The following is a 24,362-nucleotide window of genomic DNA, read 5'->3' as shown; positions in this document are numbered from 1 at the left end:
GATATCTTTAGGGGAATGTATGAACGCTCCGTATCCAACATTTCGGACTAAGCTCGGAAAGCGAGGACAAAGCGGTTGAATTGTCCCCCGAGCCGGAAATCAATCTCCTCCAAAATGGAGATACACGAAACTGAGATGGGGAGTGGTGTTTATACGGATGTTACCTCCAAAGCTATACTAGCTGCAGTGTCATCTGCCTCCCCCAAGCATCTTTACTTGCCCCAAAAAGGAACAAAATAGCGAGCGGGGACACTCGCTGGGACAGAGGCAGAGGTAAACTAATTAAGCTGCCTCTCTGCTCATCTTTATTCGTTTAGCTTGACCCAAAAGAACCATCCCGAAAGTTTTCAGGACAAGGCGCAGTCCCCATGGCTATCGGCATTTCCGCGCGCGAGGCCTAACACTTGCCCGCTCCTGCGTCGGCCCACCGCGCCTATCCCATTATTGTTTTTTATATTAGGTCATTGACGAAAAACCCAAAACCAAACCATCATGGCCAAAGCATCTGTTTTAGCTTTTCTAGGGATACTCTGTTTTGCTGCAAATTCAGTCGGACAGGCAGTTCCTACTTACCAACCAAAAGTTGACGCGAGATCTGTGAGCGTAATTCACCAGGATCAACTTGAGTTTAAGGATCTCAACAAGAATCAAACACTGGATGTCTATGAGGATTGGAGGCAATCGGTCGATGCACGCGTTGCCGATCTTCTCCGCCAGATGACCTTGGAGGAAAAAGTAGGGATGCTTTTGATCAATACCCTAAATGCAGAGGAATATGGCAAAGTTTCCGAAAGAGCTGTAGATTTCATCGAGAAAGAAAAAATGACCCGATTCATTTTTCGAAATTCCGTGTCCCAAAGTCCAGTCCGAACTGGGGGTCCTGGAAATGGGTTTGCAGGTGTTCAGATCACACCCTATGAAGCCGCCCAGTTTATGAATGCTGTACAGGAAATTGCGGAAAATAGCAGACTGGGAATTCCTCTGATGTTTAAGTCCAATGCGAGGAATCACATGGACTATGACGCACGAGCGGGAATAAACGTGGAATCCGGCGCATTTTCGGCTTGGCCAAAAGAAAGTGGGCTTGCCGCCACCCGCGACTTGGGACTGATCGCTGACTTTGCGAAGACCATGGCGGAAGAATGGACTTCCATAGGTTTACGAGGCATGTATGGCTACATGGCGGATCTCTCTACGGAACCTCGTTGGTATAGAGTGCACGAGACTTTTACAGAAGACAGCAAACTTGCTTCGGAGATCATTACGGTCCTGATTAAAAATCTTCAGGGCGAGTCCCTGAATTCCAAGAGTGTGGCTTTGACGATCAAGCATTTTCCAGGCGGAGGCCCACAGGAAGGAGGAGGCGATCCGCACTACGATTTTGGTAAAAATCAGGCCTATCCTGCCGATATGTTTGACTACCATGTGGAGCCGTTTAAAGCGGCCATAGAGGCGGGGGCTTCCTCGATCATGGCTTATTATGGGATTCCCGTAGGTCAGCCCTACCTTCCCAATACTGTTGGGATGGCATTTTCAAAGGGTATTTTAACCGAACTACTGAGAGAAAAGCTCGGCTTCCAAGGGTACGTCAACTCGGATACGGGAATTATTGGCGATAGAGCTTGGGGCTTGGAAGACAAGACGGTGGAGGAGCAAATCCTGATAGCCATTGAAGCCGGAACAGATATTTTGTCTGGTTTCAACAATAATCAGCAGCTTCTCGAACTGGTGAATTCGGGAAAACTTCCCGAGGAAAGAGTTGCTTTGTCAGTCAAACGATTGTTGAGAGAACAGTTTGAATTGGGCTTGTTCGAGAATCCATTTGTAGATCCAAACCGCGCGGCCTATTTGATCGGGAATCCGTCGTTCCAGAGAAAAGCTGACCTCGCGCAAAGAAAATCCATAGTTTTGCTCCAGAATAAAAATGTGTTGCCGCTGGCAAAGCCGGAGGGAAAGGATTCCTTGAGGGTGTTTACCATGGGGGTGAATCCGTCACTGTTCAAAGAGAGAAGTTGGACTGCTGTTAAAGCTTTTTCCGGAGACTATGACGCTTCCAAAGGAGAAAAAATGAAGCTGCCTGCGGAAGATATCGACTACGCCATCGTCCGGGTTCATGTCAGCAACGAAAGAGCGGCAGATCGAATGTTTGGAGGGGCTCTGCCTGACGAACTTGATCTCTTGGCCTTTTCTGATATGGCTAAATCCAAGTCATGGAAAATCTCTCCCTCCTTGGAGGACATACAGGCCATTATGGAAAAAGTGGGTCCGGGAAAAACCGTTTTATCCATTGACTTCCGTCAACCTTATGTCTTGGACGAGGCAAGTGGCATTCTAAATTCCGGGGTGATTTTGGCAACTTTTGGCGTGAGCGATGCGGCGGTGATGGATATACTTACCGGGAAATTCAAGCCGACAGGAAAGCTTCCTTTTGCCCTTGCAAATAATCCAGAAGCCATCAAAACCCAAGACCCCGATGCACCTGGCTATCCTGAAAAGGATACTCTTTTCCCCTTTGGATTTGGTTTGGAATATTAGCGAATGGTCTTGTTGATGGAGGCTAAATTGGAACAATTGGCGAAGATTTGGATATCGAACTGAGCGGCGTTTTCCATCATCCGATTTCTGCTGCGTCGACCCAGCCTACCCAGCCGTCTTATATTTTATACTAAGCGATGAGTTTACAAAGAGAAAGCTCCCTCGGGTAGGGGGTAAGTTGAGCGCTGGAGGAGTCTCCACTTCCATACTTCCTAAGCTCCCGACTTCCCGACCTCGCTACTTCTGTGCTGAGCTTGTCGAGGCATCACCATCTCGGTCTTATGCCGGGAGCGGTTGGAAAGCTTCGGCTTTTGTATTCCTCCAGATCGCCGGTCGGCTGTTCGATTTCGGCGGGGAAGGGTCGCTTGGCAAAGGTTTGGAAGTAAAGCAGGCAGGCGTTTCTCCACCATTCGGCCTCCTCTTCTTGGATGGCCAGCAACTGGCGTACATGGTCGAAGCGAGCCGGATCGATCTTTCCTTCCAAGGAAGCCCAGGTTTCCTGCATCTGTCGTACGGATTTGACGCCGGAGTCATAGTGTAGGCCGATTTCCTCCCAAAGCGTTCTGCCGGAACGCATTTCGAAATCCCATGGCAAGTGGTGAAACCAGAGCAGGAATTTTTCTGGGATCTCCTGGGGATCTGACCAAGCATTTTGGATTTCCGGCGCATATTGGCCCAAGGCATTGCTTCCGCTGGCTGTCCGGTCAAATCCTATTCCCAAGCTGTCGGCTTGATGATAGTACAAGGCTGTCCAGTCGGCCCGTCCACCAGTCACCCAAGGCCCCGGGCCATAGTGGTGATCCCGGCCCATGATATGATGGAGACCTAGCGGCATCATGTAGTTGACCGCCGCCTCTCGGGAGTCCAACAGGATTTCTTTGATCTTGCCCGCCAATTCGGGGTCTTTTCCGAAAGTCATTTTCACCCACTCATCGGCAATTTCTCCGGAACTCAAATCTGGGTTCCAGGCCATTCTTCCGAAGGCATACCAGTTGGACTGGGCCATCAAGTGCCCTGTCCAGTTGCGGTCGGTGCCGATGTTGGAGACGCCAGCGACGAGGGTAAGCTTTTGGTCTGAGTCGCTGCCATCGACCACGCCTGCAACAGTGGAAGAGGGGGTAGGTCTATAGGTTTTGCTTTGCAAGACTTCCTCCCACATCGGCGCGAGATAGACCAGTTGGGTGGCTTGGCCGAGGTACTCTTGGGTGATTTGAAACTCCATCCCCAGATTGGTTTTGGGCATGGCTCCGAAGAGCGGATGGAAAGGCTCGCGGGGCATAAAGTCGATTGCGCCATTCTTGACTTGGATGATGACATTGTCGCGAAACTTTCCGTCTAGGGGTTCAAATTCAAGGTTGGCATGCTTGTGTCTGTCCTCGTCGAGTTCATGGGAATAGACAAATGCCCTCCAGATCAATACGCCTCCGTGGGGAGCCAAAGCATCCGCGAGCATGTTTGCCCCTTCCGCGTGATTCCGACCGTATTCATGGGGACCAGGCTGTCCCTCGGAATTGGCCTTGACGAGGAATCCTCCAAAATCCGGGATAAAGGAATACATCTCGTCCGTTTTCTTTTTCCAAAAATCAATTATCGCAGAGTCAAGCGGATCGGCGGTTTTCAGCCCTCCAATCTCGATAGGTGCGGAGAAGCGGGCAGTGAGAAAGACTTTGATGCCGTAAGGACGAAAGAGGTCTGCCAGCACTTTGGCTTTCTTCATAAAGTCCGTGGTCAGGATTCTTGCATTTGCATTGACGTTGGTGAGGGAGACGGCGTTGATGCCGAGACTGGCATTGGCGCGGGCATAGTCAAGGTAGCGAGGATCGACGTAGCCGGGTAGCTTGTGCCAGTCCCAGATCGAGAAACCTGCATAGCCCCGCTCCACAGTTCTATCCAGATTATCCCAATGGTTGAGCATGCGAAGCTTAACTTTTGGGCTCCCAGATTTTTCGGCAGTCTGATCAAAAGAATCAGTTTGGATGCTTCTTAGCCAGTCAAAAACCCCATATAAAACACTAATAGGGCGGTTGCCGACAATAGCGTAATAGGTTTTGCCTTGAAACCCAATCGGCCCTCGCCAATAACCATCCTCGCCGAGTTCCTTGATCGAGGTCTGCTGCTGCAGGCCCAAGACTTGGGAAAGCTCCTCCCGTGTACCCAGCCAAACTTGGGTTTGGGCGAGCCTTTCTGAGGTGAAGACGGGGGATTGACCCAGCATTTTTTCTCCGGAAAGCTCAAGTTCTTTGCGAATTACGTCGTAAGTAGGGCTTTGTCCAAAGAAGTAGAATCCAGAGTAGAGGCGTGATAGATCGGATTTTGCCGTTGGATTCTCTATGGCTTGGTAGTCCAGCCAAAGGCCATAGCCGTCATTGGCGCGGGTAGAAAAAGTCAATAGTGTGCAAAGGACAAGCGTCAATAGGGTTTTCATGGGTTTGGGTTTTTGGGTTTTTAAATTGATCAAAAAAGAGGCGAAATCCTAAAAGCACAGGATGTTCAACCCCGCTGGGGTTGGGGGTGGCCTTGGGGTCACCTAGTGCCCCCGGTAGGTCCGACAGGCTCATCTACCGGGGGCTATTGATAAGTTTGACCACTTCGTGGTCGTGTTACGGTTGGTTTGGAGTAGCTGATCCCGAAGGGCGTTGATTTTTTTCAATTGTCTTTCATCATAGAATCACCGAAACTTCACCGAGCCAAATCAGCTTAGTATGGGCACCTACACGCAATTGATCTACCATGTGGTTTTTTCTACGAAACATCGTGAGAAAACAATTGTCCCTGACCAAAAGAAAAGGCTGTTTGCCTATGTTCATCACCTGCTCACCAACAAAAACTGCCACCTCTATCGAATCAATGGTGTGAAAGATCATCTCCATATTTTGACGCACATTCACCCGACAATACCCATCGCAAGTTTGGTCAAGGACATCAAACTCGCCGCTGATGACTTCATCAAGCGTGAAGAAATCTTTCCGGATTTCAAGGGTTGGCAGGATGGGTATGGTGCATTTTCGGAATCTATAAAGGCGAAGGACAGTCTGATCAAGTACATCAAAAACCAAGAGGAGCACCATATAGAGACGACTTTTTTGGATGAATACAAGGCTTTGCTTCAGGAGTATGAAATCGAGTTTGACGAGAAGTACTTGCTATGAGTTTAACCCCATTGGGGTTGGCCTTGGGGTCACCTAGTGCCCCCGGTTGCTCCGGAGGTTATTGATAGGTTTGACCACTTCGTGGTCTTTAATGCCTGATGACCAAAACTCCCACGCCGTCGAAGCTGTGACCCCGATAGGGGTTAAACTTTTCATTAACCATGGGTGTAACCCATGGACGAGAAACGATAAATAATTCAAAAGACCCCGAAGGGTGTCGAACTCTTTCCAATCAACTTCCCAAACCCAATCCCCGACAATTTTCGTCATCCTTCCTGTTTATCGAAGGGATAAATCTCCTACTTTCCTATCTTGGACGCTCGCCAAAATTTCATGGATCACAGACCTTTTATCCTCTATAAGTCCTCCGCGGGTTCGGGTAAAACCTACACCCTGACGCTGGAATACCTGAAGCTGGCTTTGCAAAGCCCCCGCTCAGCCTATAAGCAGATCCTTGCGGTGACCTTTACCAACAAGGCCACCCAGGAGATGAAGGAACGGATTCTGAGCGTGTTGGAGCGCTTGAGTAAGGAAGTGCGGCCGGGAGAATTCTTGGACGAGGAACTGATGAAAGCGCTGGATGTGAATGCGGCTCAGCTGCAGTCAAGGGCGAGGGAGACACTGCTTTACATCCTCCATGGCTATGGGTATTTTGCGGTGAGTACCATCGATTCTTTTTTCCAGCGGGTGATCCGATCCTTTGCTAGGGAAATGGACTTGCAGGCCAAATTTGACTTGGAGATGGACACTGACGCAGTCTTGGACAGACTCGTGGATCGTGTGGTGGAGAAGGTGGCGATTGACAAAAATCTACGCACTTGGCTGATCGAGTATGCCAGCGAGCAAATTGAAAACGAGAAAGCTTGGGATATCCGATCTGGGATCAAAGGCTTGGGCCGCGAGATCTTTCAGGAGCGCTTCAAAGCTTTCCGGGGACTATTTCAGGAAAGTGTCGCCAGAGAAGGCTTTTTGGGCGATTTCAGAAAATACATTAGGGAGGAAAAGCGAAAGCTGATCGCGGAAGCGGAAGAGATGAGGGTAAAAGCCGAGTCGATTCGAATAAACCATGGCTTGGAATGGACGGATTTCAAAGGAGGGTCAAAGACTTTTGCAATGCGATTTGTCCGTCAGGGTGATCCGAAAAATCCGATTCCTGACCTCACCGAGGCTATGCTTCGGGATCTTCCGGACTTGGCTAATTGGTACAAAAAAGGAGACAAGAAAGGTCCGGCAATTGAGTCCGCAGGCCAAGCTGGTCTATACGACATGCTTTTCTCTTGGCCGGAAAAACTCACCCGGTGGAACACGATCGATGCCTTGCAGCGAAATCTGAATGCCTTTGGTGTTTTTCGCGACCTGATCTTGGAGCTGCGACTGCTCAAGGATGAAGAGGGAATACTGCTGATTTCCGACGTCAACGAGTTTCTCCAGCAAATTACCAAGGACAACGATGCGCCCTTTGTATACGAGAAGATCGGCAACCAATACCGGAATTTCCTGATCGATGAATTTCAGGATACCTCAGATTTCCAGTGGACGAGCTTTAAGCCTCTGCTCGAAAACTCGCTGGCTTCTGGCAACACCAACCTGCTCGTAGGCGACGTGAAACAATCCATCTACCGATGGCGTGGTGGCAAGCTGGAGCTGCTTTTGAACGAAGTTCAAAGCCAGTTTCGCCCGGATATTATCGAGGAGAAGAACCTCGCGACGAACTTCCGAAGCCTGCCCGGGATCATACAGTTTAACAACGCCTTGTTCGAAACCCTCCCGGCGGCAATGCAGGACGGAATGGCCAATCAGTATTATTTGGACGCGAACGGATTGCTTGTCGCTGCATTTAAAGGCGTCGGACAGAGCATTCCTGAAAAGAAGCTTAGCCTGGACTTCCAGGGGAAAATCAAACTTAACTTTAAGCAAAAAATAAATTCCAGAAGTACTTCTGAAGAGAGCGAAGAGGAGGAGGAAGATTCTGCAAATGAGGTTTTGGATAAACTTCCAGCGATCGTCATGGAGCTGCAGGATAGAGGATATCAGCTGAGGGATATCGCTTTTCTGGTTCGGAAAAACTCCCAGGGAGCCGAGATCGCGGACAAGTTGATGTCCTATGCGAGGGAAAATTCTGACTCGGATTACCGCTTTGATGTGCTTTCTGAGGAATCGCTTTTTCTGGACAAGTCCGCCGCAGTGAAAAGTTTGGTGGCCATGCTGACTTTTTTAGCGAACCCCAGCGACAAGGTTTCCCTGAAGACGATTTGGTTTTACTATGCTTTGATCCACGTGATTCCCTTTAGCCACGAGCTATTCCACAAGGACAGTCTTCCAGAGGAATTGTGGCCAAAGCAGGCGGAGTTTCTCGCCAGAATCAATGAACTGAACCAGCTTCCTTTGTTGGAATTGCTTGAAGAGTGCGTGGACTTTTTGGACTTGATGCAAAAGCAAATTGACTTGGCCTATGTATCCGGTTTCAAGGAGGCGGTTTTCGACTTTGTGAAAAAGAACCGTGCGGATCTTGTAGGTTTCTTGGATTGGTGGGAGCTGAATAAGGCCAAGCGGACGGTGAAGATTCCCGAAGACCATGATGCCATGCGCATCCTCACCATCCACAAGTCCAAGGGCCTGCAATACAAAGTCGTGCTCATGCCATTTTTGGATTGGAAGATCGTCGCTTCGGGGCTCCAGGCGCCAATTATCTGGTCGCCTTTTTCGACCGAGGGCGGTTTGCAGACGGTGATGCCGCTGACACACGGTTCGACATTGAAAAACTCCGCTTTTTCGCAGGCCTATGAAGAAGAGATTCGATTGGCCTATTTGGATTCGCTGAACATGCTCTATGTGGCATTCACCCGCGCCGAGGAAGTGATCTGGGGATTTTCGGATTTTTCCCAATCCAAGGATGGGAAGATCAGCGCAAACTCCACCGGAAATCTGCTTTACGCGCTATTTTCCTCTGGCTTTCGAGTGGAGGAGCTTGGAGAAAGGCAGAACTGGGATGCGGAAAATATGAGTTACGAAGCTGGAAACTGGAGTTTGGTTTCACAGGAAAAAAGCAGAAAAGTCTATTCAGCGCCGCTCCTAAGGTGGGAATCCCACAATTGGAGATCCAAGCTCAAGACCAAGAAAATGGCTTGGGACTTTTCTGAAGCAGGGCTTCAGGCAAGATCGCAGCGAAAGCTAGGTGTAATCGTTCACGAGCTCTTGGCTGCATCGAAAAACAAAGAGGAAACTGGCCTTTTACTCCAGCAATACACCTTTGAAGGGAGGCTAGACGCGGAAACTGCGGAGCTTGTAGGCGCTCAGTTGGAGGCCTTGTTTGCTTTGCCGCAGTTTATCCATTGGTTTGATCCAAGCTATCAAACGCTCGCCGAGCAGGGAATCCTGCTGCCGGGAGGTAGTCAAAAGCGGCCTGATCGTATCCTCATTGGTGAAAAAGAAGCGATCGTGGTCGATTTCAAAACAGGCGAAAAATATGAATCCCATCTCCGTCAGGTGAAAGAATACATGGACCTGGTGTCCCAGCTCAGCCAAAAGCCCGTCAAAGGCTTTCTCTGCTATCTCGAACCCACAGAAATTTTGGAAGTATGAACTCGTTTTTGAAAGATACCGCAAGGCAGATTCTGGATTCGGGCCGCAAGCTGGATGAATTGGTAATTGTTTTGCCAAACCGCCGTGCGGGACTGTTTTTTACGCGACACCTCGGCGAACTGATTGACCAACCCGTTTGGATGCCGGAGGTGAGAACCATCGAGCAAGTTTTCTATGGCTTGGCCGGAAACACGCCCGCCGACGAGTTGACGCTGATCTTTGAATTGTATGAACTCTACAGCCAGATTCAGGAGGAGCCGGAGGATTTTGATCGCTTTTACTTTTGGGGAGAATTGATCCTAAAAGATTTCAATGACCTCGACCAGTTTCTCGCTCCGGCCAAGACGGTTTATCAAAACCTGGCTGAAATCAAGGAATTCGAGTCGGATTTGAGCTTTTTGACCGAGGACCAAAAAGAATTGATCTCCCAGTTTTGGTTGGCATTTGCCCGACAAAATGAAAGCGAAAAAGAGAAGTTTCTACGCTTCTGGCAGATTCTGGGACGTTTGTATTCGGACTTCCAGCATCGCTTAAGAACCGTCGGAATGGCCTATTCGGGACAGCTCTATCGACAAGTAGTGGAAAATCTACAGCAGGTAGAAAAGCCATGGAAGCACTTCATCTTCGTAGGTTTTAATGCTTTTACGCTGGCTGAGGAAAAGCTCATTAAGCATTTTGTGAAGGAGTTTGGAGCGGAAGTTTATTGGGATCTGGATGCGTTTTATCTGGAGGACAAACTGCAGGAAGCGGGCTTGTTTTTTAGGGATTATCAAAAAGATCCGGTGCTTGGAAAGACTTTCCCAAAAGTAATTCCAGATGAAATCCGACACAAATCAGATCGAATCAAGACGCATTCCATTCCGCTGAAGACGAATCAGGCTAATCTGGTAGGGAAGATTTTAGAAGAGATCGGTGAAAAGGAACCGCTGGAGGAAACGGTAATCGTACTGCCAGATGAACAGTTGCTATTTCCTGTGCTACACATGCTTCCTCCTCAGATCGACAAGTTAAACGTCACCATGGGCTATCCCATCCGAAATGCGCCGATTTATGCATTTTTGGACGGAGTGCTGGACTTGCAGCGTTTCGTGAAGGTGAGGGATGGGAAAACCAGTTTTTACCACAAGCCCGTAACTGATTTGCTTTCTTTTCCTTACCTGAAAAGCGAAAATCCCCAGCATGCGCAGGAAGTGCTAGATAGCATTCGAGCCAATAACCTGTTGGACGTACCTCAGGAAATGTTGGTGAAGGGCAATTCGATTTTTGGATTGGTTTTCCGAAAGGTCGAGGCTGAGGAAATCTTCGACTACTTGGGAAACTTGATTCAGTATCTGGCAAAAGCCTACCATGATGACGAAATCCAGCGCAGCTACCTCTTTCAGGCCTTCAAGCAGCTGAACCGTATCCGAGATGTTTTTCAAAGCAAGAGCTCAAAGGGGCTGAGAATGGATTTTGTCCTAAAGTTGTTCAGGCAGATTTTCCGCGAACTCAAGTTGCCTTTCGAGGGTGAACCGTTGCAGGGTTTGCAACTCATGGGGGTGCTGGAGTCAAGAAATCTGGACTTCCGCCGCGTGATCATCTGCGATGTGAACGAGGGGAGCTTTCCTCCGGGAGGCGGCATCAATTCCATGATTCCTTTCAACCTTCGGCGGGCTTTTGGACTGCCGGTTCAGGAGCAGAATGACGCGATCTACGCCTATACCTTTTACCGCCTGCTTCACCGAACAGAGGAAGTCCATTTGATCTACACGACCTCTTCGGATCAGGGAAAAGCAGGGGAGATGAGTCGATTTATCCAGCAGATGCATGCTGAACTCGGTATTGCCAAGCCTGAGGTGGCGATGGTGCCAGTTGACCTGACTCCTTCAGCGCCTATCTCCGTCGAAAAAACTCGGGCGGTCACGGAGTCTTTGAAGCTTTATTTGCGAAAAAATGATCCCAACGCTTTTCCAAAAGCCAAGGCTCTTTCTGCCTCGGCGATCAACAGCTATTTGGATTGCAGGCTTCGGTTCTATTTCCGCTATGTGGCGGGATTAAAGGAAAAGGAAGAAGTAGTCACCGGTATTGATCCCTCGACCTTTGGCACCATCCTTCATAGCGCGATGGAGTTTTTGTATGAAATAGGGGAGGGAAATGCCTCACGAAAGATCGATACACATGGAATCGAGCGACTGAAGCCGCAGGTTCCGGCGGCTGTGGATCGCGCAATCCGAAAATTTTACAACAAAGAGGAAAACGAAGAACTGGAGCTTTCAGGCCAATTGCAGATCGTTCGGGAGATATTTGTGAAATACTTGGGTGCGATCCTGGATTACGATCAAAAGAACGGTGATTTCGAAGTCATTGGTTTGGAAAAGGAATATCCGTCCGGGATCGCCGTCGAGACCTCAGAAGGGGTAGCAGAGGTGGTACTGGGAGGTGTGATTGACCGAATGGATGTCAAGGAAGGGGTTATACGTCTGATCGATTACAAAACAGGGAAAGACACCAAAAACGTGAAGTCCATCGCGTCGCTTTTTGACCGGGATGACAAAAACCGGAATAAGGCGGCGATGCAGACCATGCTGTATGCGCACTTTTACGAAACTGGCCATCCCGAGAATCAGCTGCCGCTGAAGCCGGGCATATTCAATATCAAGGAAATCTATAATCCCCAGTTCAATCCGTTTTTGAAACTTGAGGGGGACGAAATCGCAGACTATAGGAGGTTCGCCGAGGAATTCCGGACTGGATTGAGCGGCTTGTTGTCGGAGATGTTTGATCCGACGAGGCCCTTTGACCAGACGGAAAAGGTTGAAAAATGTACCTATTGTGCCTACAAAGAGATTTGTGGAAGATAGTATTCAGTGGTCCGTATTCAGTCACAGTGACCAGCCTGGAAACTGCGACTGGCCACTGATCACTAAAAACTCTTTTTCGTCACCTTGGGATAAAGGTCGCTCAGCAGTACCAATGCAGCAGAGCCATACCATTCTTTGAGATCCATCTTGAGTACCCCTGCTTGGATGGCGGGATCGGTTTCGGTGAGAGTCTTGGCTTCTTCTATAGTTTGGACATCGAAAATGTAGATGCCTCTCAGTTCTTCATTTCCGAAGAAAGGCCCCGCCACGACCAATTTTCCCATTTCGGCCATTTTGCCGATGTTGGCCATGTGTTCACCTTGGATTTCCTGACGTTGTTCGGGCGTGTACTCACCTACACGGTCGCCTCGGAGGAGAAAGGCCATTACGTACTTTTTCATGCCGTAGTCGTCGGCTCCGACTTTGGTGGCAAGCGCTTCGTCGTATTCACTTTGGGCAAAACCAAAGGTGGAAAGGCCGAGCGATAAGAAGAGGATTGTAAATAACTTTTTCATGGGTGAACTGGATTAGTGAAGGATAAGGGCGATGGTGTCAGCTTTGGTGCGAACCTTTATCCACTCCGTAAGCCGATTTGACTCAGCTGTAGAGGGCTTGGGAGAAAACTGGGCGTAGGCTACGAGCAAGGTGTCCACGCTTTTCTTTTCCAAATCCGTCATCATTGTCCTTCCGATGGTGAATTTTTTGAGGTTGGGGTGATTGATTTTGGCTTCTTCCGCGATCTCAAGGCTGAGTTTTCGGGCGTTGGCGTCTGCGAGGATTTCATTTTCTAGGAGGGCTATCTTTTCATCCTTATCCCGGATCAGTGCTTCGTTTCGCTCGTAGAGATCTTTTAGAATGTCATTTCTAAGGAGATTGAGGTCGGTACTTTTTCCGCTCTGTAGAAAATTAAGCGTGGTTTCCTCTAGTCCAAAGCCCGCCAATTTCTCATTTAATTTTGCGATTTCTTCCTCGGGGAGCTGATCGCCGATCAGGCTGACTTCGATGGTCTTGGGCGGGATGTTGTAGTGGTACGCTGCGGTTAGTACTTGGGTATTTGGAAATTTGATTTCCAGACCAACAAACCTTCGCGCCTGCTCATTCCAGATGGATTTTTTCACAAGGCCGTAAGCCAGGTAAACGCTGGGGATGATGGTCATCAGGGTGATGATCGTGATGTAGGTCTTTACCTGGTTTTCACGCTTGGGGTCCAAAAAGTCCTTTTTGGGATACTTCATAAACCGGACGATCAGGTAAGTGGACAGGCTGATGAAGACCGAGTTGATAAAGAAGAGGTAAAACGCCCCGACGAAATAGAGCAAGTTTCCTGTGGCCAATCCATAGCCGGCGGTACACAGGGGAGGCATCAAAGCGGTGGCGATGGCCACCCCTGGGATGGCGTTGCTCTTTTCCTTTCTAGAGCCTGCTACTATTCCGGCAAGTCCTCCGAAGAGTGCAATCAATACATCCCAAACCGTCGGCTCCGTCCGGGCCAAGAGCTCCGACTGGGCACTGCTGATCGGGGTCACCGCAAAGTAGATCGTGGAGGTCAAAATGGAGATAAAGACTGCTACTCCCAAGTTGCGGAAGGAACGCTTCAGTAGATCGAAGTCATTGATGCCTGCTGCCATCCCGATACCCATGATCGGACCCATCAAGGGAGAGATCAACATCGCGCCAATGATGACCGCAGTAGAGTTGACGTTGAGGCCCACTGAGGCGACGAAAATAGCGAAGATCAGGATCCATAGATTTGCTCCCTTAAACTCTACGTTTTTGGAGATATATTCGATGGTTTCCAGCTCGTCTTCCTTGCCTTCTTCCAGGTCAAACCTATTGGCCATGTAGACGAAAAATCGGAGTAGCCTGCTTCTTCTTTTAGGGGCAGGTGAGGAGGAATCCATAGACTTGTATTGATTTAAAAATGTCTGTGAAAATACGGATAATAGTCAAAATCTATCAGAGAGGGACAAAAAATTGGGTTGCGATCCCGCAGTCCCTAGCGATATACAAAGGCATAAATTTCTAGGATGGAGCAGGATAAATGACCTTGATGAAATTGATTTTTGGGTTTATTTAAATAGAGCTAAATTACTGATTATAAATCGTGTAAAATTGGTTTAGCTTTCCCGTAATTTGTAGTATCTAAAAAATTTAGAGTTATCTAAATATTCTATTTATTGCTTTTTGAACCTGATATTGGGGAATTAACCCTAGTTTTAAAGTTCAATCGCGACGCCTTCTGATTTTTTTTCTCAAGGAGGGTATCGTGAATAAAACCGAGTCAAAAAATGGCGATAGTAGTGTACCTGGATGATGACAAGATTCAGCATTTGCTGATGAAGAAACTGATGAAGATTTATCTGCCGGATTGCTCGGTGGCGGTGTTTGGCGAGCCCGAAGTTTTGGATTCTTGGCTAGCGGAAAACCACGTCGATTTGATCCTCTCCGACCTCAATTTTGAGACCTCTTCCGGCTGGGATTGGGTTGCTAGTTTTGGTGCTAAAAGCAAGGCACCGATTGTGTTTGTCACGGCGAGTTCTTCTTCTGAGGACCGAAGAAAAGCATCGCATTTTAAAGAGGTGAAAGCCGTGATGGAGAAGCCCATTTCGGAGGAGAATTGGAATACGCTGGCGGGTCTGATCGAAGGCCTGAACTAGGAAAACCTTTCCATGCGATTGCGCTTTTTTTCATTAAAGAATTGGGGATTTTTGGCCCCAATTGGTTTTTCAACTGGGGCAAAGTTTCTCGAAGGCGAACTTGTGATTTGGCTCCGGCGTTACTCCCGAGACCCTCAGTATGTCGGTAGAAGCTTTTTGAGCGGGCATTTGTCCGCTTCTAAAAAATAAGACTATTGAGGAAAGGGTTGGTTTTAATTTTGTTTTCTTTGTACCACTTACTAAGTGCAGCATGCTGATCGAATAGATTGAAAGAATTATGGCCGAAGGATCGGGAGATAGAAAGCCTTTGCTTTCAAAAAAGATTGATAAGTTTTTTACGGGATTGGCGGATGCCTGGAATTTTGTCCGGCGCTTTTTTCAGGAAGTGTTTATGCCGCCTTATGAGTTTAGGGAGGTCATCCACCAATGTTATAGGATAGGCGTCGAGTCCCTGCCATTGATATCTCTCACGGGATTCATCGTGGGGATAGTGTTTACGAACCAGTCCAGGCCGTCTTTGAGTGAATTCGGTGCGGCGTCTTGGTTGCCTTCGCTAATCTCCATCGCCGTGGTAAGGGCAATGGGGCCCTTGGTAACGGCGCTAATCGCGGCGGGCAAGGTCGGCTCCAGCATCGGTGCGGAGATCGGCTCTATGAAGGTGACTGAGCAGATCGATGCGATGGAGGTATCGGCCACCAATCCCTTCAAGTTTCTGGTAGTTTCAAGGGTTTTGGCTACAACGCTGATGATTCCATTGCTGGTGATGTACACGGATTTTGTGGCCTTGATGGGCTCCTTTCTCAGCGTCAACGCAAATGAGATGGTCAGTATGACCACTTTCTTTGTGCAGGTGTTTGAAGCCATCACCTTTTTGGATATCATCTCCTCGGTACTCAAGTCGGTTCTGTTTGGATTTACTATCGGAATCGTGGGCTGCTATAAGGGATATAATTCCTCGAAGGGAACCGAAGGTGTAGGCCGGGCTGCCAACGCCGCCGTGGTCATGGCTATGTTCCTGATTTTTATCGAAGAGCTGCTCGTACTACAAATCGTCAACGCAATCCGGGGGATATAAGCTATGGAATCAAGGGAGAAAGTAGTTGAGATTCGGAACTTGGAGAAGTCTTTCGGGGACCTGGATGTGCTGAAGGGAGTGGATTTGGATCTGTTTCGCGAGGAAAACCTCGTCGTGCTCGGCAAGTCGGGCTCTGGTAAGTCTGTCTTGATCAAAATTATGGTGGGCTTGCTCAAGCAGGATTCCGGCAGCATGAAAGTCTTCGGAAAGGAAGTGTCAAAGCTCAACAAGAAAGACCTGAACGAATTGCGTCTGAAAATTGGCTTTTCCTTTCAAAACTCGGCGCTTTACGACAGCATGACCGTAAAGGAAAACATGGAATTTCCGCTGGTGAGAAATGAAAAAAACCTCACCCGCAAAGAGATCAACCTCCGAATCGAAGAGTTGCTGGACAGTGTAGGACTGCCGCAGACCATCAACCAGATGCCCTCGGAGCTTTCTGGCGGGCAGAAGAAACGTATCGGCGTGGCTCGAACCCTCATTCTAAATCCTGAGATCATGCTCTATGACGAGCCTACCGCGGGCTTGGACCCCATCACCTGCCGGGATATCAACAACCTGATCCTAGAAGTGAGGGAGCGCTACAAGACTTCCTCGATTGTCATTACCCATGATCTGGCCTGCGCCAAGCAGACCGGAGATAGGATGGCCGTTTTGCTCGACGGTCAATTTAAGGCCGTGGGTACCTTTGAGGAGGTGTTCCCAGAGGCAACTGATGAGCGAATCAAATCATTCTACGACTATAATTTTATAAACTCATGAGAGGGGAAAATAAGAGATCCGTCATAGTTGGCATATTTGTTTTTATCGGCATCGCCATCTTGGTGGTTGGCGTATTGACTTTAGGCGGCCAGCAGAAGAAGTTTGTCAAGGCTATACAGCTCAAGACCGTTTTCGATGACATCGGAGGTCTTCAGATTGGCAACAACATCTGGTTTTCCGGGGTGAAAATCGGTACCGTGAAAAAGATCAATTTCTACGGCGACGCCCAAGTAGAGGTGGAAATGAACGTGGAAGAAGCCGTGGTCGAATTTATCCGAAAAGACTCCAAAGCCACCATCAGCTCGGACGGTTTGATAGGCAATAAGATCATCGTGATCTACGGCGGCAGCACAGAAGTGCCTCAAGTCGAAGATGGCGATCGACTGGAAGCTGTCATGCCACTGGATACAGACCAAATGATGGAAACCTTGCAGGTCAACAACGAAAACCTGGTTGAAATCACCGAAAACCTCAAAGTGCTGACCGGCAAGATTGCAGAAGGAAAGGGCATAGTTGGTGCTGCGATGACCGATTCGCTACTGGCTGACAACTTCAAAGCCATCATGGCCAATCTAGATCGCGCTGCGGCAAACTCCAACAAAGTAGTGAGCGACCTGAACGCTTTTACTTCCAAACTGAACCAAAAGGGGTACCTCTTTAATGACCTGGTGACCGATACTACGATCGTGAAGGAACTAAAAACGAGCGTGTCCAGTCTAAACGCTACCGCTGCAAATGCTCAACAACTCACGCAGGAGCTGCAGAAGGTGTCCGAGAAATTCAACTCCACCGACAATTCGGTGGGAATGCTGCTGAATGATCCTGAATTTGCTGAGTCGCTGAAGAGCACCTTGGAAAACGCCGATTCAGCCACTTACAACCTCAACAAAGGGATGGAAGCCCTGGAATATACCTGGCCATTCAACAAGGGTTTTAAGCGAAAAGCCAAAGCGGAAGAGAAAGCCGCGGGGAACTAAAAATCGAAAGCCAATCAGTCTTGATCGGCTTTTTGGTTTTCATGGCCTTTGATGATCTTTGCTCTGGCTTCCACTTCCTCCTCTGGCGTGGCCTCTTCGGTATCGGTAGTGTCGTTAGCGGTTAAGGTGGCTTTCAATTCGATGGGGAAATGGTCCGAGCCGATTCCCGGCAGTACTTTGAGTGAGGATAGCCCGAAGTGTCTGCTCAAAAATACATGGTCCAAAGGCCAGCGGAACAATGGGATTTTTGCATGGAATGTGTTGTAAAATCCACGTCCACGCCTTGGATCTGCCGTTTCTGACACTTTCAGAAAGAGGGATGTGGTATAGCTCCAGGCGACATCGTTTAGATCACCGATGACCAAAGAGGGCTTCGGATTTGCTTTGGATTTTTTGCCCACGATGAGGATTTCCGCGTCGCGGTCCGTACTGGTTGGGTTTTCGTTGGGAACAGGCGGTGTGGGGTGGATCGCGTAAATCGTAATGATTTGGCCACTTCTCAGTCTAACGTCAAGTTCCAAAGAGGGAATGTCCTCGTCGATGAGATGGTTGATGCTTTGCTTGACGATTGTCAGTTTGGAATAGAGCACCAGTCCATAGGTGTTTTCCAGCGGGACCAAAATCCTATTCGGGTAGGTATCATGAAGCGGTTCCATGGCATCTGCCCAAGCTTGATCTGTTTCCACCAAAAAGATAAAATCAGGGTCCCGCTGTCGGATCAGATTCAATGCTTTCTCAAACTTGCGATTATACTGGTAGACATTTCCGATCATTAGGTGGATTCCCTTTTGGGGATCGTAGGGCACTCGGTCGATCATCCTTTTGCCCAAAAAGGTATAGGGCCATACTTGGAAAAAGAGGTAAATCGAACCGATTCCCAAGAGCGACGTCCAGATGAGGTTTTCTGTTCGGTCATCGCCAAAAAGCCACCAGCCACCGATCAGCAGGAGGTGGATGATTAGTTTTTGGAATCGAGGGTAGTCAAAAATCCTAATCCACCAAAAGTCCAGCTTGATCAGGGGGATGTAGGAGGAGAGAAAAAAGAAGGCACTCAGTCCGGTCAGCAAAATTCTTGAAGTTGAATGGTGTTGAAAATTAAGCCATTTCCGGCAAGGATGGTGCTGTTTGTTTACCCATTCCTGCATTTTTTTTAGTGCCGAATGAAACTATTGACGGTGCCTTTGATCATCATGCCTATGCCCCCACCGAACACAAAGGGAATCATCATCCATTTGGAAACAGGCTGTCCAAAGGAATCGAGAGCGGGATGGAAGTTGTTGCCCCAGCGCTGGACTACGCGGACAAACTGAGCCGCCGCCTTGCGATTTTCCTCGCTGGGATTGGCCCATTCCACCTTTTCCACCATTCCATGGGAGTTGACCAAGCGGCTACACAGAATAGGATGGGTTCTTCGGGATAAAGCTTGTTGCTCAAGAGGAAGTTTTTGTTGATGAACTGCTTCCATTCCTCCGGGTCGCCAGAGACTCTGGGTTCGAAGTCGTTGAAGCCTTGCACAATGGGGTCGTCATTGCCATTTCTGGCGATTTGGAAGCTGTAGTCGGAGTCTGCCGGTACTTGCCCCACGGGCTTACCGTCAAAGTAATAGACGGTCAAAAAACTTCCCGTTGTGCAGGTTTTCGGTTTTTCTCCATTCCAGCTCCTGGTATTCATTGTATTGGTCGGTGATCCGCTCGTGATATTCTTCCTTGGGCGGCTGGGTCATCAATACACGGTGAACACCCCCATCTCGAGTGAATATCCGCTCCAGCTTCGTCCCATCCTCCGAGTAGGAGACGAGCTTGTCGTAAAAGTGGCTGGCAGTGTCCCCAGGAGCAATCTCAAAATAGTGTCGGTTGAGGAGGATCTGAACGACTTTTCAGGATTTTCTTGGGAAAAGGCGCTGGGGATAACTAGGGCAAAAAAGAGGAAAAAGAAAGGCCAATAACTAGATGATAATCGAGGGGAATGTTCCAGGTTTACTGAAAAGCTGCTTTTTCTCATTAAATAAAGTCATTATAGACCCGAATGGGTTTGGAAGTGCCTTTCATGGTTCTGTCTATTCGAAAGGGAATCATCAACCATTTGGCGACCGGCTGCTCAAAGGAATCCAAGGCGGGAAGGAAGTTGTTGCCCCAGCGTTCGACCGCCCGCATGTATGCAGCAGCGATTTTGGGATTTCCTTCCAGGAGGTTGGCCCATTCGATTCGATCGACCATTCCATGCTCGTTGACGAGAATGGCGATCCAAAAAGTCTCTACCGTTTCTGTACGGATTTTGGCGCTCAGGTGGAAGTTGTTGAAGATAAACTCGTGCCACTCGACTAAAGGGCCTACGATCTGTGGTTCAAAATCGTTGAAGTTTTGTTGGGTAGGCTCGGTTTCTCCATTTCTTGCCACGTGATACAACGCGCTCGAATCCGACAGTACCTGCCCGACGACCTTATTGTCAAAATAGTATAGGGTCAAAAACTTTTTGTTGTTGAGGTTTTCGGTCTTTCTCCATTCCAGCTCGTTGTATTCATTGTACTGGTCGGTGACTCGTTCGTGGTATTCTTCTTTTGGGGGCTTGGTGATCACCACCCGATGGACTTTCCCATCCCTGGCAAATATCCGCTCAAGCATGGTTGAATCGCTTGAATAGGATACCAGTTTGTCGAAAAAATGATTCGTGGAATCTTCGGCGGCAATCTCAAAATAGTGCTGGTTGAGGCGGATGGGCCCGGTTTGTTGGGCAAAGGCTGAGGTCAATAGGCAGAAAAATAGGGTGCATAGAATCCAGGGCACATCATACTATCTGGGATATTTCCCTTGTAATATAGTTTTCGTTTTGTATTAATGCCATTCCATACGTGGAATTCCTTCGCGGCCTTTCGGGAAAATCGTGTATGTCCGGCTTTCCCTTTCTATTTTTCCACCCATGGAATCAAAGCAGTTTGACGCCATCGAGACGGGCTATGTAGTGACTGTGTAAGCTTCCTTTAATTTCCTGTTCGAAAATTCGGAAAAATACTTGAAGTGTCTTCTCTAACCTAAATCGGTCGGATAGGACTGGAATTTTTTTGTTTGACCATTCCCTAGTCACTGAATTTGCCTAACAAAAAAATATATACACAAATATGTTTTTTGAATTCATAAAAAGGTATCTTTATGGGAATCGAATTGCATTGTATTAGTTAATCCATGATCACGGTAATGAGCGACTTGTTTGTAAGAGGTTGAAATTGCAATCAAACAAGATTTGACGATTACTTCTGGGAATCGTACGAAAGCCGATGGTTGAATGGAGTACGGTATGGGGGCTAAATTGATGTTGGATGAGTTGCTTTGAGGAACAAAATTGTAGAGAACTTATCAATTTTTATTTGAATGAATCGTCAAGGTCACTATTGGTCCACACGATGAGAAATGATGGGAGAATAAGCTTACATTGATGATGGACGATAAATTCAAAAAATCGAGAAAATTAGTTATTTTATTGACCGTATTGTTTAATTGTTTATGAAGGAAAGGGCCTTTAGTGAGATTTGGAAGCTTTCTCCTAATGTTGGAGATGCCAACTGCTACCAAGAATTAGTCAAGTACACTCGGCAGATCATCGAGATTTACAAAGATCAAGGTAGACTGGATGTAGATCCACTGGAGTCTGCAAGGAAGCGAGTACTGCGATTGCCAAAAGAACAACTGGAAAAGGAATTGAAAGGAGCCATTTGTTTGGTTTCCGGCGGCTTGGGTTGTATCGGCTCCTCGCTAATTAAAGAGCTGTTGGAGTTTGACGTCCAAGAAATCGTGGTCATCGACAAAGTAGAGTTCCAAGGCGTTCCGTGGGACGATAGAATACGATATTACCAATGTGATGTTTTGGACAGAGTATTTGTTGCTGAGATTTTTAGCAAGCATCAGCCACATATTGTTTTTCACACCGCTGCGCAAAGAAATCCAGGACTTGCAGAAAAACAGATTTCCGAAAGCGTAACCACCAATGTGTTTGGTACCTTGAGAATGGTAAGAGCTGCAGAGAATACTGCTAGTGTTCGCAAATTTGTTTTTTGTTCCACTGGGAAGGCTAGCAGGTATTTTACAGAAGAAGTATACGCGGCAACAAAAAAAATGTGTGAATACATTCTTGATGTCCAATCCAGGAACAGCAAGATAGTCTACTCTATGGCGCGGTTTACGCATGTGGTGGACAATAGTTTGATGGATCTGGAGCTCCGGGACAGCGTGATGCAAGGAAAACATGTGAGAATCCACAGTCCAGGAAAATTTGTCACAGCGCAAAACGCAAGGGAGGCTTCCTATTTACTGCTGAATTCGCTTTTGTATGGTAGCAAAGGAAGGTGCAACTTTTTGATAGTCAAAAATCTTGAGTGGCCGGTGGAGAGTCTTGAATTGGCCTTATACCATATTTCAATGTCTGATAAGGAGATACCGATTGTTTTCTCGGGAAATCCAATAGGATATACAGAGAAGTTCTTTAGAGGGCAAATGGACTGGAGTAAGCCAGCAGAACTGAATTTGCTTATCAATGTCTATGAAAACCGTATAAGGAGATTAAATGAGGCGGAGGATATTATTGTTTCCAACATTGTGAAGTGTTCAAAATCCGTTTTGAACTGGGCTTTGGACAACCTTCGTTCAGCAACAACCAAGGAGGAGGTCAAGGCCAATTTGATGGCTGGCTTAAAGGGAATTGTTACCGAGACTTTGTCGGAAGCGGACAAAAGGGATACCGTGAATATTTTGAATTGGGGCTTGGACAAAAAAATACTGGCGGCTGAAAAGGCCACAGCTTCAGACTATGGAGCTATTATTCCAATGTTGTTCCAGTCACTCGAAAACACCAGTTATTATCCTCAGGTAGAACATTTGTTGGAGATGTCCCATTACCAGAAGCATTAATCCCTCAATTGTCGTGTTATTTGTTGAAAAATCTGTTTTCGAGCAGCTGATTGCGGCGGTGGAGATGGTTCCGGAGGAATCTTGCGGATTTTTGTTTGGACAATCGGGAGACAGCTCTACCCAAATCTGCAAGTTCATGCCGGTGTCCAATGTTTCTCCAGACTGCAAGGAAGTCAGATTTGAAATTGCCAGTAGGGATTTTTTGGTTGCTGAGAGATTGGCCGAGAAAGACAATCTCGAACTCACCGGAATTTATCATACGCATCTGATTGACTCAGCCTATCCGTCGGAAACTGATAGGATGTCAGCGTTCCCAAATTTTTCATATTTGATTATTTCACTACCAAATCTTAGATTTTCGGAGATGAGGTTTTGGAGACTTAATAGCAACAACCAATTTGAAGAAGAAGTATTTGAAATTTTAAACTAACTCTATATGGCATCAGTTTACATTCCGACCCCTCTGCGGAAGTTCACCAACAATACCGCAAAAGTGGAGATTCAAGCATCAAATGTTGACGAGGTTCTGAGCAATCTTGTTTCGCAGTTTCCAGACATGAAAAAGCATCTCTACACTTCTGATGGGAAGATTCCTTCCTTTATCAATATTTTTGTAGACGATGAGGACATCCGCAACCTTCAAGAAGGTGCGACGGATCTATCCGACAGAAGTGTGGTGAGCATAGTGCCTGCCATTGCTGGAGGGGTTGACTTCAGCAAGGAAGAATTGGCACGATATAATAGGCACATCATCATCCCCGAATTTGGAATGGAGGCTCAAAGAAAGCTGAAAGCGTCCAAGGTATTGGTGATCGGTTCCGGTGGTCTCGGCAGTCCAATGCTCTTATACCTAGCGGCCGCCGGAATCGGTACAATCGGGATCGTGGATTTTGATGTGGTAGACGACAGCAATCTACAGCGGCAAGTCCTCTATGGGGTAAAAGAGGTAGGAACTCCCAAGGTAGAATCGGCCAAGAAAAGGTTGACGGAGCTTAATCCCCATATCACGATCAAGACCTACAACGAGATGTTTACCTCAGCAAATGCTCTGGATATTGTCAAGGAATATGACATCGTAGCTGACGGAACCGATAATTTTCAGACACGATATTTGGTGAACGATGCCTGTGTATTATTGGGTAAGCCAAATGTTTATGCCTCCATTTTTCAGTTTGAAGGGCAAGTGTCAGTTTTTAACTACTTGGATGAAAATGGCGAAAGAGGACCGAATTACCGAGATTTGTATGCGTACCCCCCTCCTCCGGGATTGGTGCCGAGCTGTGCTGAGGGGGGAGTGCTTGGTGTCTTGCCCGGTATCATAGGAAGTATTCAGGCACTTGAGGTAATCAAAGTAGCCTCAGGCGTTGGGGATGTACTCAGCGGGCGTTTTTTCACTTTTGACGCTCTGACCTTTCAGACGCGGACTTTGAATTTTAGGAAAAATCCGAATAATCCAATCAGTGGGGAAAAGCCAACCATTACCGGGCTGATCGACTATGAGGAATTCTGTGGGCTTAAAGCTGAAAAGCAGGTCAAGGAAATTACCGCTGATGAATTACACCAATGGATGATCGAGGGAAGGGATTTCCAACTGATAGACGTAAGGGAGCCGTACGAATACGACATCGTGAATATTGGAGCAGAGTTAATTCCGCTGTCAGATTTGCCCTATGAAACCGATAAAATCTCCAAAGACAAGAAGGTGGTGGTTCATTGCAAGATGGGGGGTAGAAGCAAAAAAGGAATTATGGAATTGGAGGCTAAGTTTGGCTTTGACAACCTCTACAATCTGAAAGGTGGCGTGATAGAGTATGTTTCCAATTACGATCCGGAGGCATCAATCTACTAGGAAGAGAAGATAACTAGACTTTTTCCACCATGCCATGC

The 24,362-nt window shown here is 47.6% G+C and carries 18 protein-coding genes; 11 read left to right on the top strand and 7 right to left on the bottom strand.

Annotated elements, in window-relative coordinates:
• Positions 1-492: 492 nt before the first annotated feature.
• Positions 493-2,535, top strand: a complete 2,043-nt coding sequence (locus tag J0A67_RS11545; RefSeq protein WP_206569484.1) for a glycoside hydrolase family 3 protein — start codon at positions 493-495, stop codon at positions 2,533-2,535.
• 265 nt (positions 2,536-2,800) lie between these two features.
• Here J0A67_RS11545 and J0A67_RS11540 read toward each other — a convergent pair whose 3' ends face one another.
• Positions 2,801-4,960 (bottom strand): alpha-glucuronidase family glycosyl hydrolase, encoded by a 2,160-nt coding sequence (locus tag J0A67_RS11540; RefSeq protein WP_206569483.1) that lies wholly within the window; start codon positions 4,958-4,960, stop codon positions 2,801-2,803.
• Between the two features lie 277 nt (positions 4,961-5,237).
• Between J0A67_RS11540 and tnpA the strand changes: the two genes are divergently transcribed.
• The 3 genes from tnpA (at position 5,238) to J0A67_RS11525 (ending at position 12,106) form a co-directional block, all read left to right on the top strand.
• Entirely contained in the window at positions 5,238-5,684 is a 447-nt protein-coding gene (gene tnpA / locus J0A67_RS11535) for an IS200/IS605 family transposase (protein WP_206569482.1), read from the top strand.
• Between the two features lie 333 nt (positions 5,685-6,017).
• Positions 6,018-9,266, top strand: a complete 3,249-nt coding sequence (locus tag J0A67_RS11530) for a UvrD-helicase domain-containing protein (protein WP_206569481.1) — start codon at positions 6,018-6,020, stop codon at positions 9,264-9,266.
• The gene (locus tag J0A67_RS11525; RefSeq protein WP_206569480.1) at positions 9,263-12,106 is read left to right on the top strand and encodes a PD-(D/E)XK nuclease family protein; all 2,844 of its coding nucleotides are present in this window, start codon (positions 9,263-9,265) and stop codon (positions 12,104-12,106) included. The genes J0A67_RS11530 and J0A67_RS11525 overlap by 4 nt, the downstream gene beginning before the upstream one ends.
• Positions 12,107-12,168: 62 nt before the next feature.
• On the opposite strand, the gene J0A67_RS11520 is transcribed toward J0A67_RS11525, so the two are convergent.
• Positions 12,169-12,621 carry a YciI family protein gene (locus tag J0A67_RS11520; protein ID WP_206569479.1) on the bottom strand — a complete coding sequence of 151 codons (453 nt, stop codon included), beginning with the start codon at positions 12,619-12,621 and terminating at the stop codon, positions 12,169-12,171.
• A 12-nt stretch (positions 12,622-12,633) separates the two neighbouring features.
• Positions 12,634-14,007, bottom strand: coding sequence for a TIGR00341 family protein (locus tag J0A67_RS11515; RefSeq protein ID WP_206569478.1), 1,374 nt, complete (start codon positions 14,005-14,007; stop codon positions 12,634-12,636).
• 387 nt (positions 14,008-14,394) lie between these two features.
• Here J0A67_RS11515 and J0A67_RS11510 point away from each other — a divergent pair, with 387 nt between their 5' ends.
• The 4 genes from J0A67_RS11510 to J0A67_RS11495 all read left to right on the top strand — a co-directional run bounded on the left by J0A67_RS11510 (position 14,395) and on the right by J0A67_RS11495 (position 17,577).
• Complete coding sequence (locus J0A67_RS11510) at positions 14,395-14,763, top strand: response regulator (RefSeq protein ID WP_206569477.1); 369 nt, start codon at positions 14,395-14,397, stop codon at positions 14,761-14,763.
• A gap of 277 nt (positions 14,764-15,040) precedes the next feature.
• Entirely contained in the window at positions 15,041-15,838 is a 798-nt protein-coding gene (locus J0A67_RS11505; RefSeq protein ID WP_206569476.1) for an MlaE family ABC transporter permease, read from the top strand.
• 3 nt (positions 15,839-15,841) lie between these two features.
• Positions 15,842-16,600 (top strand): ABC transporter ATP-binding protein, encoded by a 759-nt coding sequence (locus tag J0A67_RS11500; protein ID WP_206569475.1) that lies wholly within the window; start codon positions 15,842-15,844, stop codon positions 16,598-16,600.
• A complete protein-coding gene (locus J0A67_RS11495; protein WP_206569474.1) occupies positions 16,597-17,577 on the top strand; it encodes an MlaD family protein in 981 nt (326 codons plus the stop codon). The genes J0A67_RS11500 and J0A67_RS11495 overlap by 4 nt, the downstream gene beginning before the upstream one ends.
• 14 nt (positions 17,578-17,591) lie before the next feature.
• On the opposite strand, the gene J0A67_RS11490 is transcribed toward J0A67_RS11495, so the two are convergent.
• From J0A67_RS11490 to J0A67_RS11480, 4 genes are all read right to left on the bottom strand, one after another.
• Positions 17,592-18,644, bottom strand: a complete 1,053-nt coding sequence (locus J0A67_RS11490) for an endonuclease/exonuclease/phosphatase family protein (RefSeq protein ID WP_241265148.1) — start codon at positions 18,642-18,644, stop codon at positions 17,592-17,594.
• An 83-nt stretch (positions 18,645-18,727) separates the two neighbouring features.
• On the bottom strand, positions 18,728-19,042 hold the full coding sequence (locus tag J0A67_RS11485; protein ID WP_206569472.1) for a hypothetical protein: 315 nt from the start codon (positions 19,040-19,042) through the stop codon (positions 18,728-18,730).
• A 129-nt stretch (positions 19,043-19,171) separates the two neighbouring features.
• Positions 19,172-19,300: a hypothetical protein gene (locus tag J0A67_RS23160; protein WP_262897493.1), complete on the bottom strand. Its 129-nt coding sequence runs from the start codon at positions 19,298-19,300 to the stop codon at positions 19,172-19,174.
• Between the two features lie 277 nt (positions 19,301-19,577).
• The gene (locus tag J0A67_RS11480; RefSeq protein WP_206569471.1) at positions 19,578-20,324 is read right to left on the bottom strand and encodes a hypothetical protein; all 747 of its coding nucleotides are present in this window, start codon (positions 20,322-20,324) and stop codon (positions 19,578-19,580) included.
• A 750-nt stretch (positions 20,325-21,074) separates the two neighbouring features.
• Here J0A67_RS11480 and J0A67_RS11475 point away from each other — a divergent pair.
• The 3 genes from J0A67_RS11475 to moeB are packed head-to-tail and all read left to right on the top strand — an operon-like array spanning position 21,075 to position 24,324.
• Entirely contained in the window at positions 21,075-22,475 is a 1,401-nt protein-coding gene (locus J0A67_RS11475; protein ID WP_206569470.1) for a polysaccharide biosynthesis protein, read from the top strand.
• A gap of 13 nt (positions 22,476-22,488) precedes the next feature.
• Positions 22,489-22,905 (top strand): M67 family metallopeptidase, encoded by a 417-nt coding sequence (locus J0A67_RS11470; RefSeq protein ID WP_206569469.1) that lies wholly within the window; start codon positions 22,489-22,491, stop codon positions 22,903-22,905.
• Between the two features lie 6 nt (positions 22,906-22,911).
• A complete protein-coding gene (gene moeB, locus J0A67_RS11465) occupies positions 22,912-24,324 on the top strand; it encodes a molybdopterin-synthase adenylyltransferase MoeB (protein WP_206569468.1) in 1,413 nt (470 codons plus the stop codon).
• Positions 24,325-24,362: the final 38 nt, after the last annotated feature.

Origin of the sequence: Algoriphagus aestuariicola (assembly GCF_017254835.1) — a bacterium.
GTDB lineage: Bacteria > Bacteroidota > Bacteroidia > Cytophagales > Cyclobacteriaceae > Algoriphagus > Algoriphagus aestuariicola.
Note: the sequence above shows the minus strand (reverse complement) of the source record. Positions and strands in the feature narration are given on the sequence as shown.